Source organism: Sphingomonas phyllosphaerae FA2 (assembly GCF_000427645.1).
Taxonomy (GTDB): domain Bacteria; phylum Pseudomonadota; class Alphaproteobacteria; order Sphingomonadales; family Sphingomonadaceae; genus Sphingomonas; species Sphingomonas phyllosphaerae.
Genome location: NZ_KE386571.1, coordinates 3,370,011 through 3,382,916 on the forward strand (window position 1 = coordinate 3,370,011; position 12,906 = coordinate 3,382,916).

The following is a 12,906-nucleotide window of genomic DNA, read 5'->3' on the forward strand; positions in this document are numbered from 1 at the left end:
GACCCTGAGCAGGGCGGGTGCCGCGGCGGCACCCGCCCACCGCCTCACTTATTGTAATAGTCGCTGTAGCCGGCGCCGTAGCCGTAGCCGTAATTGTCGGTCAGCAACCCGCCGTCGAAGCGGTTGAGCACGACGCCCGCGCACGGCGCCTGATCGAGTACGTGCAGCGCGTCCTGGATCTGCTTGCGGGTGGTGCGGCCTTCCTCGACGATCAGGATGAACGCGTCGAGCTTGGTCGTCACGATCGTCGCGTCGTCGTTGGCGAACACCGGCGGCAGGTCGCACAGGAAGATGCTGTGCGTCGGGCGCGCGCGCATCGCGGCGACCATCGCGTCCATGCGCGGCGACGACAGCAACTCCGCCGAACGTGCCGGGGCGTTGTCGGTCGGCAGAATCACCAGCCGCTCCCCCTCGGGATGCACCGCAAGATCGCCGAGCGTCGGAACGGTGCCTTCGAGGAAGTCGCGCATGCCGCGCTCGACCGTCAGACCGAAATTGGTCGCGATCGACCCGCGACGCAGGTCAAGGTCGACCAGCGTCGTGTCGATCCCCGGCGTGCGCGACAGCGCCGCCGACAGGTTGGTCGCGACGAACGACTTGCCGACCGCCGGGGTCGCCGAGACGATCCCGAACAACCGCCAGCCCTTGTTCCGGTGCAGCTTGAGCAGCCGTGAGCGGAGCATGTTGAACGGGCGCGAGCGGACGTCGCGGCTGTCGAAGCCGTAGATGCCGCGCTGCTTCGCCTCCGCCTGCGACCAGGCGAATTGCCGCGCCTCCTGCAGCGTGGGGAGCGGCGCTTCGGGACGCAGGTCACTGGCGATCTTGGTCATGGCAGTCTCGGTCATCACAGCGCCCCCTGCGGTTCGGCGTCAGGGCGACGCCGCCGACGCAGCGTCGGCAATCGGAAGAAGCGGCGGCGCGGCTTCTGACCGGGTGGCAGATCGGGGACGAAGGTCGGCACCAGCGCGAGCGGCTCCAGCCCGAGGCTCTGGATCTGCGAAACCCCGCGGATCGGCCGCAGCAGGAACTCCAGCGCCAGCGCGAGGACGAGGCCGAGCGCGAGGCCACCGCCGATCCCCCCGCCAATCAGCAGCAGGCGGTTCGGCGACACCGGCTTGTCCGGCGCCGAGGGCGGATCGATGACCGACAGGCGCTCGCCCTTCTGCTCCTGCGCCATCCGTGCCGAATTCTGCGCGCGCAGCACGTTGCCGGAGATTTCGCTAAGCTGGTTGCGGAGCGTCGAGGCGCGGGCCTCCAGCTGCGAGACCTCTTCCTGCAACACCGGCGCGCGCGATTGCGCCGCCATGCCCGCCGCGGCGCGCGCCTCGTCGGAGGCGCGATACTGCTGGAGCTGCGCGATCTGGGCGTTGTTCGCCTGAATCTGGCTCTGGATCAGCGAAGTATCTGAGCCGCCGCTCTGCGAGGCGGCGATTTCCTTGGCCTGTTGCAGCCGCGACTTGGCGCGCACCACGTCCGGGTGGCTTTCCGCGAAGACGGCGCGCGCCGCGACCAGCGCCGATTCGGCCTGCTGCACCAGCGGATCCTTGCCGCCGCTGCGCTGGACCTGCGCCATCAGCTGCCGGTTCTCGCCCTGCAACTGCGCGATCTGGGCGCTGTAGTTGCCCGTGTTGGCGGGCATCACCACGCCGCCGCTGGCCAGCGTGCTGCCGTTGCGCGCCTTGATCGAGGTGATCTGCCCTTCGATGCGGTTGATCTCGTCGGTCAGCTTGCGCGACTGATCCTGAAGGAAATCAACCGTGTTGTTCGCCTGCGCCGCCATCGTCGTGGCGTCGATTTCAAGGAAGCGGCTGACGAAGCTCTGCATCACCGCCTGCGCCTTGGCAGGATCGGAATAATCGTAGCTCATGTTGAAGGCGATGGTGTTGCTGCCGCCGCCCTGCGCGCCGCCATTGCCGATATCGCCACTCACCGCGCCAAGCTTCGTCGCCTCCTGCATTTCCGTCACGATCGACGACAACGGCTTCGAGCGACGCTCCTTCTCGTACAGCTTGTTCTGCTCGATCAGTTCGATCAGATCGCCGCGGCTGAGCACCTGCTCGCGGATCTTGGCGATTCGCTGGTCGATGATCGTGTTGATCGGCGACGTGACGAGGGTGGACGGAAGCTCCTGCGACTCGACCAGCAGCGTCGCGCTGGACCGGTACACGCGCGGCAGCATGAACGCCGTCACGATCCCGGCGACCGACAGGACGACGAACGGCACGATGACGAGCCACTTGCGTTCCCACAGGATGCGCGGAATGTAATTGATGAAGCCGCCGCCGGCGGCAGGCTGGTCTTCGGTATCTACGCTGTCACTCACCGGATATCGCCCAATCTGGTTCGCAGGAAAAGCCGGAAGGTCACGTCGTGCGGTGTGCCGAAGCCGGTGGCATCGGCCTGCCGGTACCCGACGGACGCGCCCGCGAAGAGCCGGCGGGTCAGGCCGCGCTCGTATGTGGCCTGACCGCTGAGGAACGACGTGCGTGGCGCCTGCAGGGTGGTGTTGGAAGTGGTTGTCAGTCGCGAATATTCGACCGAGGCGCGCAGGAAGTCGAACTCGCCCACCTGGTACGAATAGTCGAACGACGCCCCGAGCCGCCGCGACACGTCGCCCAGCCCGGTCGGCTGCGCATCGCTATAGGCGCGCAGGCATTGCACCGAGCGCCCGCCGTTGCGGCAGCCGTTGAACGTGCCCGAGAAGCCGGTGGTGGTGAAGGTGCCGCGCGGCGTCGTCGAAGACACGAACACCACGCCAGCACCGAGCGAGAGGTTCACCAGCTGGCTGGCCTGATAGCTGACCGTCGCTTGCGGCGAATAGGTGTGCCCCGAATAGCTGGGGTTGTCGTAGTCGATCCACGAGCCCGAGCCTTGCGCGCCGACACTGAGCCGCTCCGACAGCGACCGGCTGTAACCGACCGTCGCGCCGGTGGTCCGCGACGAGAGCAACACGCCGTTGCCTCCATTGCCGCCATAGCTAATGCGGTTGACGCTGACCTGACCGTTGATCGTGTCGCGCGTGCTGAGGCGATAGTCGCCGCCGACCGCGGCCGAAATCGCGTTCTGACGCTGGTTCAGCCCGATCAGCGTGATGTCCGGTGTGCTGAGATCCGGGCCCGGGACCGGGTTCGGATTGACGACGCCGACGATCCCCAGCCCGTTCTGCCCGATAATCGAACTGTCGAACGATACATCCGCGCGCAGATTGAGCCGCGAACTCATCGTGCGTCGCGCGAGCGCGCTGAAGCCATATGCCTCAGCGGAATTGTAGCGGGTCAGATAGTCGCTGCGGCGATAGCGCGCGACCAGCGACGCCTGGCTCCGCTCGTCGACGAAGTTGAGCTGGGGGACGACCGACAGCTCGGTCGATACCGAACTTTCGCCGCCGCTGCGGACCAGGAACGGATTGGTCGAATAAGCGGCACCGGCCGACACGTCGACCGCGAAGCGCGTCTCCTGCGCGGCCAGCGGCGTGGTGGGTAGCGTGACGGCCGCGGTCGCCAGCAGCAATGCGGCGGCGCCGCGCGCGGCGCTCTTGCGCGGGATCACGGAACGATGACCGTATCGCCGCCGCGCACCAGCGGCAGCGTCTCGTTGGTCACGTCGGCGACCTGGCCCTTCAGGATGTCGCTGAGCCGGACGCGGATCGCCTGCGCGCCCGTCGGGGTCTTGCGAATGATGACCACGTTGCCGAGCTGCGCGAACTCAGCCGGGCCGCCGGCGAAGCTCAGCGCCTCCAGCACGTTGACGTAGCGGCCTGGGTTGAACGAGCCGGGGCTTCGAACCTTGCCGAGCACCGAGAATTGCAGGCCAGCCGGCGTCTTCACCGACACCGTAACCTGCGGCACCGCGGTGCGGTATTGCGATTCCAGCCCCTTGGTGATGCGCGCCTCGATCTCACTGGGCAGGGCATTCAGCGCGTCGACCTTGCCGACGAGCGGGAAGGAGAAGGTGCCGTCGGGCAGCACACGCTCGGTACGCTGAAGGCGTTCCTCTCCCCAGACGAAGATTTCCAGCTCGTCGCCCGGGTTGATGCGGTACGCGACCAGCGTGTTCGGGGTGGCGGCGGCGCGCGCCTGCGCGCCGGCCGGCTGCTGTGCCAATGCCGGCGGGGCCTGAAGCAGCAACAACGCTAGGCCGCAGAAAAGCTTGGTCTTCATGTCGTTCCCCCATGCCGATGTGCGGGCGCCCGCGACGCTGCCCTGCACCCGGCCGCTTCCATCGTTTGCCAGCCTGTCCCTTATCGGGTAAAGCGCTGACCGTCAGGTGCCTTACAGCATTTTCCTTACGAAGTACGTACGAGATTGTTGGGGACGGGCAGCATTCTTGTGCGGGGGGCAATGGTGAAGCGGACCCCGAAACGGCGGGCGGGAGGACGGCGGATCGCCGCAGCGGTAGCAGTGGCGCTGATGCTGCTGTCGGGTTGCCGTTCGCGCGAGGAACGCGCCGCCAAATTCGCCGCCGTCTACGAGGCCGCGATGGCCAATAACGATCCCGTTATGGCACGGCTGGCGATGCAGCAGGCGGTCGGCTTCGACGATTCCAATGCCGATTACTGGCAGCAGCTGGGCAGCGTCGAGCTGGCGCTGGGCGATTATTCGGGGGCGTTCAACGCCTATCTGCGCGCCAACGAGCTGGATCACAGCCGTCCGGCGGTGTTGCAGGCCTTGGCCGATCTGGCGGTGGTCGGCGGCCATACCGAGGATGCGCAGCGTTATGCCAAGCAGGTGTTGCTGCTGCGCCCCGACGATCTTGCGCCGCAGACCACGCTGGGTTTCGTGGCGCTGCGCAACCGGGATTACGATACGGCGCTCAAACATGCCGAGACGGTGCTGGCGTCTCGTGTCGACGATTCCAATGCCACGATCCTGAAGGCGCGCGCACTGGCGGGATTGGGGAAGCCCGATGACGCGATGACGCTGTTGCGCGATTTCGTCACGGGGCACCCGAGCGACGCGACGGCGCTCGACGCGCTGGGCGACATGGCCGGGCGCTTCGGCAATCTGACCGGGCAGAAGGAAGCGCAAAGCCGCGAGCTGGAGATGCGACCCAAAGACGTCGCGCTGCGCATCGCCTATGCACGAACGCTCTACAGGCTGGGCGAGCGTGAGGCAGCTCACAATCTCACCGCGCCGCTGGCAAGCAGCGGGGAACATGACGGGCGGCTGATCGACATCCTGGAATTGTGGCTGCGTTACGAACCGCGCGACGCGGCGGTGGCGCAAGTGCGGCAGCTGGCGGCGCAGGCGTCGACCGCGGACAAGATGCGCTACGCCTATTTCCTGATGCTGGCCGGGCAGCCCGCCGACGCCGAGGCGCTGGTCGCGCCGCTCGTGTCGTTGCCGGTGACCGCCGCCAATGCCGCGCCGCTTGCGCTTCTGGCGCAGACGCAGGCGCGACAGGGGCGCGACGCCGAGGCGCTGAAGCTGCTGGATGCGGTGCTCGCCTTCGACGAGGGCAACATCCTGGCGCTGCGCGCGCGTACCGACCTCTATTTGCGGACCGGGCGCGGCCGACAGGCGGTGTTCGACGCGCAGCGGCTGGTCGCCAGCAAGCCGCGCTCCGCCGACGATCGCGTGCGGCTGGCGCGCGCTTATGCGCTGGCAGGGCAGCCGCAACTGGCCGAGAACACCTATCGCGCGGGCATCCAGGCGATCGGTGGCGCCGACACGTTGTTGTTCGGCGGCTTGCGCGACTTCCTGGTCAAGGCCGGGCGTTCGGACGAGCTTGCGGACGTGCAGCAGCAATTTATTGAGCAAAAACGGCTAGCGCGGGCCCAATGGTAGCGCGGGGCGGCGACGACCCGGTCGAATCAGGGCGGCAACAATTGACGGGTTCGCGAACGGTTCAGGGCAGGCGCTTCACGTCGAACGTCATCCCGTCGATGGTGGTGACGGTCGACCTGCTGTGTCTTCTCGTCAGCGTGCCGATTGCGGTGGTCCTCTATACGCTGATCTTTCAGCAAACGGTGGTGCCGGGGGTGCATACCGCCGCCGGCTTCATCGCCGGCGTCGCCTTTTTCCTGATCCGCCAGTCGCGCGGTGTCTACAGCCAGTCGTTCGTCATCCTGCAATCCGGCGATACCGCGGTGGCGGTCGACTATCTGATGTCGGCGCTGCTCAGCAGTGCGATCGTGTGGCAATTCGGGCTGGTCGACGAATTCTCGCGCGGGTTGACGCTCGCTTATGTCGGCTCGGCCACCGGATTACTGTTCGTCAGTCGCTTCGTCTTGCGTGCCGCGCTGCGGCGCCTGGCCAACAGCGGACGTATCCGTCAGCGCGTCGTGCTGTACGGTGCGGACAAGCAGACGCTGGCGCGCACCTGCCGGATGCTCGACCTGCAGGCCTTGCCGCAATTGCTGCTCGTCGGGGTGGCGGACGATTACACGCGATCGACAGCGCCCGAAGCGGTCGAAGAGCTGCCGTTCATCGGCGGCTTCCCCGAACTGCTGGCGATGGCGCGCGACGGCGAGGTCGACCAGGTTCTGATCGCGCTGTCCGACATGACGCGCGAGCGGATCGACGCGATCATCGAAAAGCTGAGCGAGGTGGCGGTCGACGTGTCGCTGATCCCGCGCGAGGCGATCGCGCTCGCGCCGGATTACCGCGTTAATTTCGTCGGGCAGATCCCGGTTCTGACGCTGTGGCAGCGCCAGATGCGCGACGGGAACACGATCGTGAAGGACATCGAGGACTTCGTGGTCGCGACCCTGGCGCTGATTTTCCTGTCGCCGTTGCTGCTGGTGACCGCGATCGCGATCAAGCTGACCAGCCGCGGGCCGGTGATCTTCAAACAGCCGCGCTTCGGGTTCAACAACCGCGAAATTCTCGTCTGGAAATTCCGGTCGATGTACACCGACCGCCAGGACGTGAGCGGCGCGGCGCGCACCACCAAGGGCGACCCGCGCGTCACCCCCGTCGGGCGCCTGATCCGCAAGCTGAGCATCGACGAGCTGCCGCAGCTCTGGAACGTGCTGCGCGGCGAGATGTCGATCGTCGGTCCGCGGCCGCATGCCACGCACATGAAGGTCGGTGACCATTATTATTTCGACGCGGTGCGCGGTTACGCGGCGCGACATCGGGTGAAGCCGGGGATCACCGGGCTGGCGCAGGTGCGCGGGCTGCGCGGCGAGATCCAGACGATCGACCGCGCCAAGCGCCGCGTCGAACTGGACCGTTACTACATCGACAATTGGTCGTTGATGCTCGATCTGCGCATCATGGTGGAGACGGTCGTCAATCTGGCCTTCGACAAGAATGCCTATTAGACCTGCCGCGACCGCCCGTCGCACCTTCATCGGGATCGACTTCGACCCGCTCGACACGAATGCGGCGGTCGAATGGCTGACACAGATCACCGCTGAAACGGCATTCGGCTACGTCGTGACCCCCAATGTCGACCATATCGTGCGGCTGGAGGCGCTGGGCGAGAAGGACGCGGTCGGCACCGAATTGTGGCGGGCGTATCGCGGGGCGGCGCTGGTGCTGTGCGACAGCCGGGTGCTGGCGCGACTCGCGCGCTTCTATGGCATCACGCTGCCGTTGGCGCCGGGCAGCGACCTGACGGTACGATTGTTCGCCGAGGTGGCACAGCCGGGCGACCGGATTGCGATCATCGGCGGCGACGCGCCGCTGTTGCAGGCATTGCAGGCGCGCTTCCCGGCGTTCGGGTTCGTCCAGCACATTCCCCCGATGGGGATGCTCCGCAATCCGGCCGCTCTGGACGCCGCGGCGGCGTTCGGCCGCGACTCGGGCGCCCGCTTCGTGCTGCTGGCGGTGGGTTCGCCGCAGCAGGAATTGCTCGCCGCCCGCATCGCCGCTAGCGGCGATGCGCGAGGATGTGGACTGTGCATCGGGGCGTCGCTCGACTTTATCGTGGGGCGGCAGCGGCGTGCGCCGCGGCTGGTGCAGCGGCTCGGGCTGGAGTGGGCGCATCGACTCGCGTCACAGCCGGGGCGGCTGTGGCGTCGGTATCTGGTTGACGGCCCACGCATCTTTCGACTGGCGCACCATCATCATCGCGGCGTGCGACGTTGATCGACGGCTGGACACCAGGGATCGGTGACCCAACCTGGGGCGGCTGGATCACGGTAGTGTTCTACCTCATCGCAGCAGGCGTCTGCGCGTCGAACGCACGTCGCCCCGATCAGGATGGTGGGCGGTTTTGGGCAGTTCTGGCGCTGTCGATGCTGGCGCTGGGGATCAACAAGCAACTCGATCTGCAGTCGCTGTTCACGGCCGTGCTGCGCGACAATGCCGTGCATTATGGCTGGTTCGGTGAGCGACGCGAGCTTCAGCTGGCGTTCATCGTTGTCATTGGCGGCTTTGGTTTGGTGTTGGCAGCTGCCTTGGCCTATTATCTTCGTGCGCTGCAACGCAGCATGCGGGTCGCCGCCCTCGGCGTTTGCTTGGTCTATACTTACGTCATCATCCGTGCAGCGTCGTTTCATCATGTCGACCGGATCATCGGCGCTGCAATACTTGGCGGCCGGTGGAGCTCCATCCTCGAAATCGGCGGGATCCTGGTCGTTTTGATCGGGGCACTGGGCGTCGAACGGCCCAGCAATAATTAACCAAATTTCCCCGACAAGCGCCAAAATCTGCGGATGCCGATCGGATTTCTCGCGATTACTCAGGCTTGCCTGCGCCACTTGTCCCAAATCTGGACAAGGTCGGGAATGTTGCGACGCAAACAAATGGAGTAAAAGCAGGTTTATCGGGTCGTACCGCAGGGTGACGCAACTCAGGCAGTGCAAAAAGAGCACGATCTAAGGAAAGCGGGCTCCCGATAAAAATGCGATGGTTTTCGAACCGTTAAGGTGCGATACATCGAATCATCAGGTGGCCGGTCGAAAACGGGCACCACCGCCATGAACGGCGGGTCGCGTAAGTGGTACTGACGGACCAACAGGGTGCAAGGGGAGTTCCTAGTATGAAGAAGATTTTCGCAACCGCAGTCGCTGCGGCCACGTTTGCGGTGTCGGCACCGGCGATGGCGGTGACCAATATCGATCTCGGGCCGGATGGCTCGGACGTTCAGTTCGGTTCTTTCACCATCAGCGGGACCGCGGCGGCGCAAGGCCTCTCTCAGGACTTCACGTTCAACGTTCCGTCTGACGGTATCGTCAGCGCGTCGGGCACCGCCACGATCAGCTTGGCGACCAACAGCGCGATTCAGCTGACTTCTATCGTCCTGAATGGCATTTCGAAGGCTGCCGTGCTGAGCGCTGACGGTTCGGCCTATCAAGCGGCGATCAACAACATCGTCACGAATGCCACCAACCCGCAGACGCTGCGTGTTAACTACAATGTGACCGGCCGCGGCGGCATTGCTACGGGCACCGTCAGCTGGACGTCGGCGGTTCCGGAGCCGGGCAGCTGGGCGCTCATGATCCTGGGCTTCGGCATCGTCGGTTATGCGATGCGTCGTCGCCCGTCGGTCCGTTTCGCGCAGGCGATCTGATCGCGGCATCGCACCGGCGCTTCGGCGTCGTGGCGGTGACGATATGAAAGCGGCGGCATGCCCGGTCGGGAATGCCGCCGCTTTTCGTTTGCGGCGGAGTCGCGCGAGCGTGGAGCGCCCGCATAACCAATCGACGTGGACGGTAGGGAGCGGTTAGGGTGGAGTCGCTATCCCCCATGCGTGACCCGGAGCCTGCCCCTGCCGAATCGCCCGACCCTTCGCCGTGCGATCATCGATCCGGTGCGACCGGGGCGCCCACGATGACGATCGGCTTCGTCATCCTGTCGCATCGCGATCCCGCGCAATTGCTGCGACTCGTCACCACGCTCAACCGGCTGTACGACGACCCGCCGATCGCCTGTCATCACGACATGGCCCAATCCGCGATCGACGTCGGCGCCTTCCCGGACAACGTCCGCTTCGTCCAGCCGAGCATCCGCACCGGCTGGGCGAAATGGTCGGTGGTCCAGGGATTTTTTGCGGCGTTGCGGTTGCTCTACGACCATGACGCGCCCGACTGGTTCGTGTTGCTGAGCGCAGTGGATTACCCGGTCCGCCGCGCCGCGGCGGTGCGGGCCGACCTGAGTGCGCTGGATGCGGATGCGCTGATCGATTTTCGCCGCCTCGACGACACCGCCGAGAGTGCCGCCGCGCGCTTCGGCCCGCGCAATCCCGAACTCGAACAGTTCGAGTCGGCGATCAACCGCCGCCTGAAGCGCACCCGCTATGAGGGCGCGCAGCTCTGGCTTCCGATGCTGCGCTTCGACGACGGCGGTCGCCGGGTACGACCGGGGCGCCGCACGCTGGATCTTCCGTTCAGGACGCCGTTCCGGCCGTTCTCGCGCGATTTGCGATGCTTCGACGGGGATCATTGGTTTACGGGCAACGCCCGCGTCGCGCGGCTGCTGCTCAACCCGACGGCGCGGCACCTGAGGCTGCAACAATATCTGTCGATGCGCACCAGCCCCGACGAATGCTATTTCCAGACGGTGCTGTGCAACGAGCCCGGTCTGCGGCTCGTGCGCGACAATCGCCGCTATGCCCAGTGGAATGGCGGCGGGGCGCATCCGCAATCGCTGACCGAAGCCGATCTCGGCGCGATCGCGGCCTCGAATGCGCATTTCGCGCGCAAGTTCGCCGCTGGCGCGCCGGTGCTCGACCGGATCGACGCCATGCTGTTCGACTGAATTGCACGCGCGCGCCGTGGGACGTTTCCGTGACCTGATCGGATGGCCGCCGCCGCGCCGCGCCGCGGTGCCGGCCGGGATGCGCGTCTATGCGATCGGCGACGTGCATGGCCGCGCCGATCTGTTGCAGCCGCTGCTCGGCTGGATCGCCGAGGATCATGCGCGCCGCGGCGGCGAGGCGGCGCTGCACATCGTCGCCCTGGGTGACCTGATCGATCGCGGGCAGGCGTCGGCGAAGGTCATCGAGCTGTTCGCTGCGGACACTCGCAGCGATGTGCATTATTCGTTCCTGAGCGGGAATCATGAGGAGATGCTGCTCGCGATCCTCGATGGCGAGGCGGAGGGCGTTCCCGACTGGCTGGATCATGGCGGGGCGGAGACGCTGGAGAGCTATGGCGTCGACCCGGCGCGCTTCTGGGACGATCCGGAGGCGTTGCCGCGCGTGCTGCGTGCCGCGTTGCCGTCGCGGCACATCGCGTTCCTGCGCGCGATGCGCGATCAGGTGCGGATCGGCGACTATCTGTTCGTCCATGCCGGCATTCGTCCGGGCGTGCCGATCGACGAGCAGGAGGGGCGCGACCTGCGGTGGATCCGCAAGGAGTTCCTGACCAGCCACGTCGATCATGGTCCTGTGGTGGTGCACGGGCATACGATCGTGCCGAAGGTCGATTATCGCCGCAATCGGATCGCGATCGACACCGGGGCGTATCGCACCGGGCGATTGACGGCGCTGGGACTGGAGGGAGAGGCGCGCTGGACGCTGACCAGCCGGCTGGACGGGGCATGATGCAGACTTTCCTCGCGCCCGCGTCGCGCCTAGCGCGGCACCTATGATCATCTTCGTTCTCGCACGCGCCGATAATGGCGTCATCGGCGTCGACGGCCGGTTGCCGTGGCGGCTGCCGGCGGACCTCAGGCGATTCAAGGCGCTGACGATGGGCACGCCGATGGTGATGGGGCGCAAGACCTTCGAGAGCTTCCCCGCGCCGCTGCCCGGGCGGCGGCATATCGTCCTGACGCGCGATCGCGGTTGGTCCGCCGAAGGGGCCGAGGTGGCGCATGGGGTCGAGGAAGCGCTCGCGCTTGCGGGCGAGGGTGACGTGACGGTCGTCGGGGGCGCGGAAATCTATGCGCTGCTGCTCGCTCGCGCCGACCGGATCGAGCTGACCGAGGTGCATTGCGCCCCTGAGGGCGATGCGCGGGTGCCGGTCTTCACCGGGTGGCGCGAGGTGGCGCGGGTCGCGCATCCGGCGGAGGGCGAGCGGCCCGGCTATGATTTCGTGACGCTGGTACGGTGACCATGCAGGCGCTAAGGGCGGCCGATGCAGCGGCTTGACGGCGGCGCGGCGGTGCCTGACGCCCTGGCGGGCGCGATCGTCGCGCTGGGCAATTTCGACGGTTTTCACCTGGGGCATCAGGCGGTTGTCGCGCGGGCGGTCGATCGCGCGCGCGCCGAGGGGCGGCCGGCGCTGGTCGCGACCTTCGATCCGCATCCGGTCCGCCACTTCCGCCCCGATACCAAGCCGTTCCGGCTGACCACGCTCGACCAGCGGGCGCGGCTGTTCGCCGCGGCGAGGGCGGACGGCATGGTGGTGTTTCATTTCGACGCCACGCTGGCGGCGCTGCCCGCCGACGTGTTCATCGCCGAGCGGCTGATCGGGGCGTTGCGGGTCGGGGGCGTCGTGACGGGGGAGGATTTCACCTTCGGCCATGCCAAGAGCGGGAATATCGCGACGTTGCGCGCGGCGGGCGAACGGGCGGGCTTCTCGGTCGATACGGTCGGCGCGGTGCTGCTGGATGGCGAGCCGGTGTCGTCGACGCGCATCCGCGCGGCGCTGCGTGGCGGCGATCCGCGCGGCGCGGCGCGGCTGTTGACGCGGCCGTTCGCGATCGAGGGTGTCGTCCAGCATGGCGACAAGCTGGGGCGGACGATCGGCTATCCCACCGCGAACCTCGACATGGGGCCGTATCTGCGCCCCGCGTACGGGATCTACGCGGTACGGGGGCGGCTGGCCGATGGGCGCGTGGTGAAGGGCGCGGCGAATCTGGGCATTCGACCGACGTTCGATCCGCCCAAGGAACTGCTGGAGCCGTATTTCTTCGACTTTTCGGGTGACCTGTACGGACAGGTGATCGAGGTCGAGCTGATCGAGTGGCTGCGCGCCGAGGCGAGGTTCGACAACCTCGACGCGCTGGTCGCGCAGATGGACCTGGACTGCGCGCGTGCGCGTGAGTTGCTGGCGGACTAACCCGTCGT

The 12,906-nt window shown here is 66.7% G+C and carries 13 protein-coding genes; 9 read left to right on the forward strand and 4 right to left on the reverse strand.

What is annotated here, in order from left to right:
• Window positions 1-44 precede the first annotated feature (44 nt).
• Genes SPHPH_RS0116425 through SPHPH_RS0116440 form a run of 4 tightly spaced genes read right to left on the reverse strand, consistent with a single transcriptional unit; the run spans window position 45 to window position 4,160 of the window.
• Entirely contained in the window at window positions 45-845 is an 801-nt protein-coding gene (locus tag SPHPH_RS0116425; RefSeq protein ID WP_238303148.1) for a CpsD/CapB family tyrosine-protein kinase, read from the reverse strand.
• The gene (locus SPHPH_RS20065; protein ID WP_051273074.1) at window positions 845-2,323 is read right to left on the reverse strand and encodes a GumC family protein; all 1,479 of its coding nucleotides are present in this window, start codon (window positions 2,321-2,323) and stop codon (window positions 845-847) included. The genes SPHPH_RS0116425 and SPHPH_RS20065 overlap by 1 nt, the downstream gene beginning before the upstream one ends.
• Window positions 2,320-3,549, reverse strand: a complete 1,230-nt coding sequence (locus SPHPH_RS21335; protein ID WP_028967670.1) for a hypothetical protein — start codon at window positions 3,547-3,549, stop codon at window positions 2,320-2,322. Before SPHPH_RS21335 ends, SPHPH_RS20065 begins: the two co-directional genes overlap by 4 nt.
• Window positions 3,546-4,160, reverse strand: coding sequence for a polysaccharide biosynthesis/export family protein (locus tag SPHPH_RS0116440; protein WP_081668667.1), 615 nt, complete (start codon window positions 4,158-4,160; stop codon window positions 3,546-3,548). Before SPHPH_RS0116440 ends, SPHPH_RS21335 begins: the two co-directional genes overlap by 4 nt.
• A gap of 183 nt (window positions 4,161-4,343) precedes the next feature.
• Between SPHPH_RS0116440 and SPHPH_RS0116445 the strand changes: the two genes are divergently transcribed.
• The 9 genes from SPHPH_RS0116445 to SPHPH_RS0116485 all read left to right on the forward strand — a co-directional run bounded on the left by SPHPH_RS0116445 (window position 4,344) and on the right by SPHPH_RS0116485 (window position 12,898).
• Window positions 4,344-5,786 carry a tetratricopeptide repeat protein gene (locus tag SPHPH_RS0116445; protein WP_238303150.1) on the forward strand — a complete coding sequence of 481 codons (1,443 nt, stop codon included), beginning with the start codon at window positions 4,344-4,346 and terminating at the stop codon, window positions 5,784-5,786.
• Window positions 5,787-5,827: 41 nt separating this feature from the next.
• Window positions 5,828-7,267, forward strand: coding sequence for an undecaprenyl-phosphate glucose phosphotransferase (locus tag SPHPH_RS0116450; protein ID WP_238303152.1), 1,440 nt, complete (start codon window positions 5,828-5,830; stop codon window positions 7,265-7,267).
• The gene (locus SPHPH_RS0116455) at window positions 7,257-8,036 is read left to right on the forward strand and encodes a WecB/TagA/CpsF family glycosyltransferase (RefSeq protein ID WP_037488750.1); all 780 of its coding nucleotides are present in this window, start codon (window positions 7,257-7,259) and stop codon (window positions 8,034-8,036) included. The genes SPHPH_RS0116450 and SPHPH_RS0116455 overlap by 11 nt, the downstream gene beginning before the upstream one ends.
• Entirely contained in the window at window positions 8,033-8,572 is a 540-nt protein-coding gene (locus tag SPHPH_RS0116460) for a hypothetical protein (RefSeq protein ID WP_028967675.1), read from the forward strand. Before SPHPH_RS0116455 ends, SPHPH_RS0116460 begins: the two co-directional genes overlap by 4 nt.
• Window positions 8,573-8,931: 359 nt before the next feature.
• Window positions 8,932-9,462, forward strand: coding sequence for an FxDxF family PEP-CTERM protein (locus SPHPH_RS0116465; RefSeq protein ID WP_028967676.1), 531 nt, complete (start codon window positions 8,932-8,934; stop codon window positions 9,460-9,462).
• A 260-nt stretch (window positions 9,463-9,722) separates the two neighbouring features.
• Window positions 9,723-10,649, forward strand: a complete 927-nt coding sequence (locus SPHPH_RS0116470) for a beta-1,6-N-acetylglucosaminyltransferase (RefSeq protein WP_028967677.1) — start codon at window positions 9,723-9,725, stop codon at window positions 10,647-10,649.
• Between the two features lie 16 nt (window positions 10,650-10,665).
• Window positions 10,666-11,436: a metallophosphoesterase gene (locus tag SPHPH_RS0116475; protein ID WP_051273344.1), complete on the forward strand. Its 771-nt coding sequence runs from the start codon at window positions 10,666-10,668 to the stop codon at window positions 11,434-11,436.
• 43 nt (window positions 11,437-11,479) lie between these two features.
• Window positions 11,480-11,947, forward strand: coding sequence for a dihydrofolate reductase (locus SPHPH_RS0116480; RefSeq protein WP_028967679.1), 468 nt, complete (start codon window positions 11,480-11,482; stop codon window positions 11,945-11,947).
• A 24-nt stretch (window positions 11,948-11,971) separates the two neighbouring features.
• Window positions 11,972-12,898 (forward strand): bifunctional riboflavin kinase/FAD synthetase, encoded by a 927-nt coding sequence (locus SPHPH_RS0116485; RefSeq protein WP_028967680.1) that lies wholly within the window; start codon window positions 11,972-11,974, stop codon window positions 12,896-12,898.
• The last annotated feature ends 8 nt before the right edge of the window (window positions 12,899-12,906 follow it).

Coding starts and splice junctions, on each gene's coding strand:
- SPHPH_RS0116455 (WP_037488750.1), top strand. CDS start 7,257: ATGCCTATTAGACCTGCCGCGACCGCCCGTCGCACCTTCATCGGGATC.
- SPHPH_RS0116485 (WP_028967680.1), top strand. CDS start 11,972: ATGCAGCGGCTTGACGGCGGCGCGGCGGTGCCTGACGCCCTGGCGGGC.
- SPHPH_RS0116470 (WP_028967677.1), top strand. CDS start 9,723: ATGACGATCGGCTTCGTCATCCTGTCGCATCGCGATCCCGCGCAATTG.
- SPHPH_RS0116425 (WP_238303148.1), bottom strand. CDS start 845: ATGACCGAGACTGCCATGACCAAGATCGCCAGTGACCTGCGTCCCGAA.
- SPHPH_RS0116465 (WP_028967676.1), top strand. CDS start 8,932: ATGAAGAAGATTTTCGCAACCGCAGTCGCTGCGGCCACGTTTGCGGTG.
- SPHPH_RS0116440 (WP_081668667.1), bottom strand. CDS start 4,160: ATGAAGACCAAGCTTTTCTGCGGCCTAGCGTTGTTGCTGCTTCAGGCC.
- SPHPH_RS0116480 (WP_028967679.1), top strand. CDS start 11,480: ATGATCATCTTCGTTCTCGCACGCGCCGATAATGGCGTCATCGGCGTC.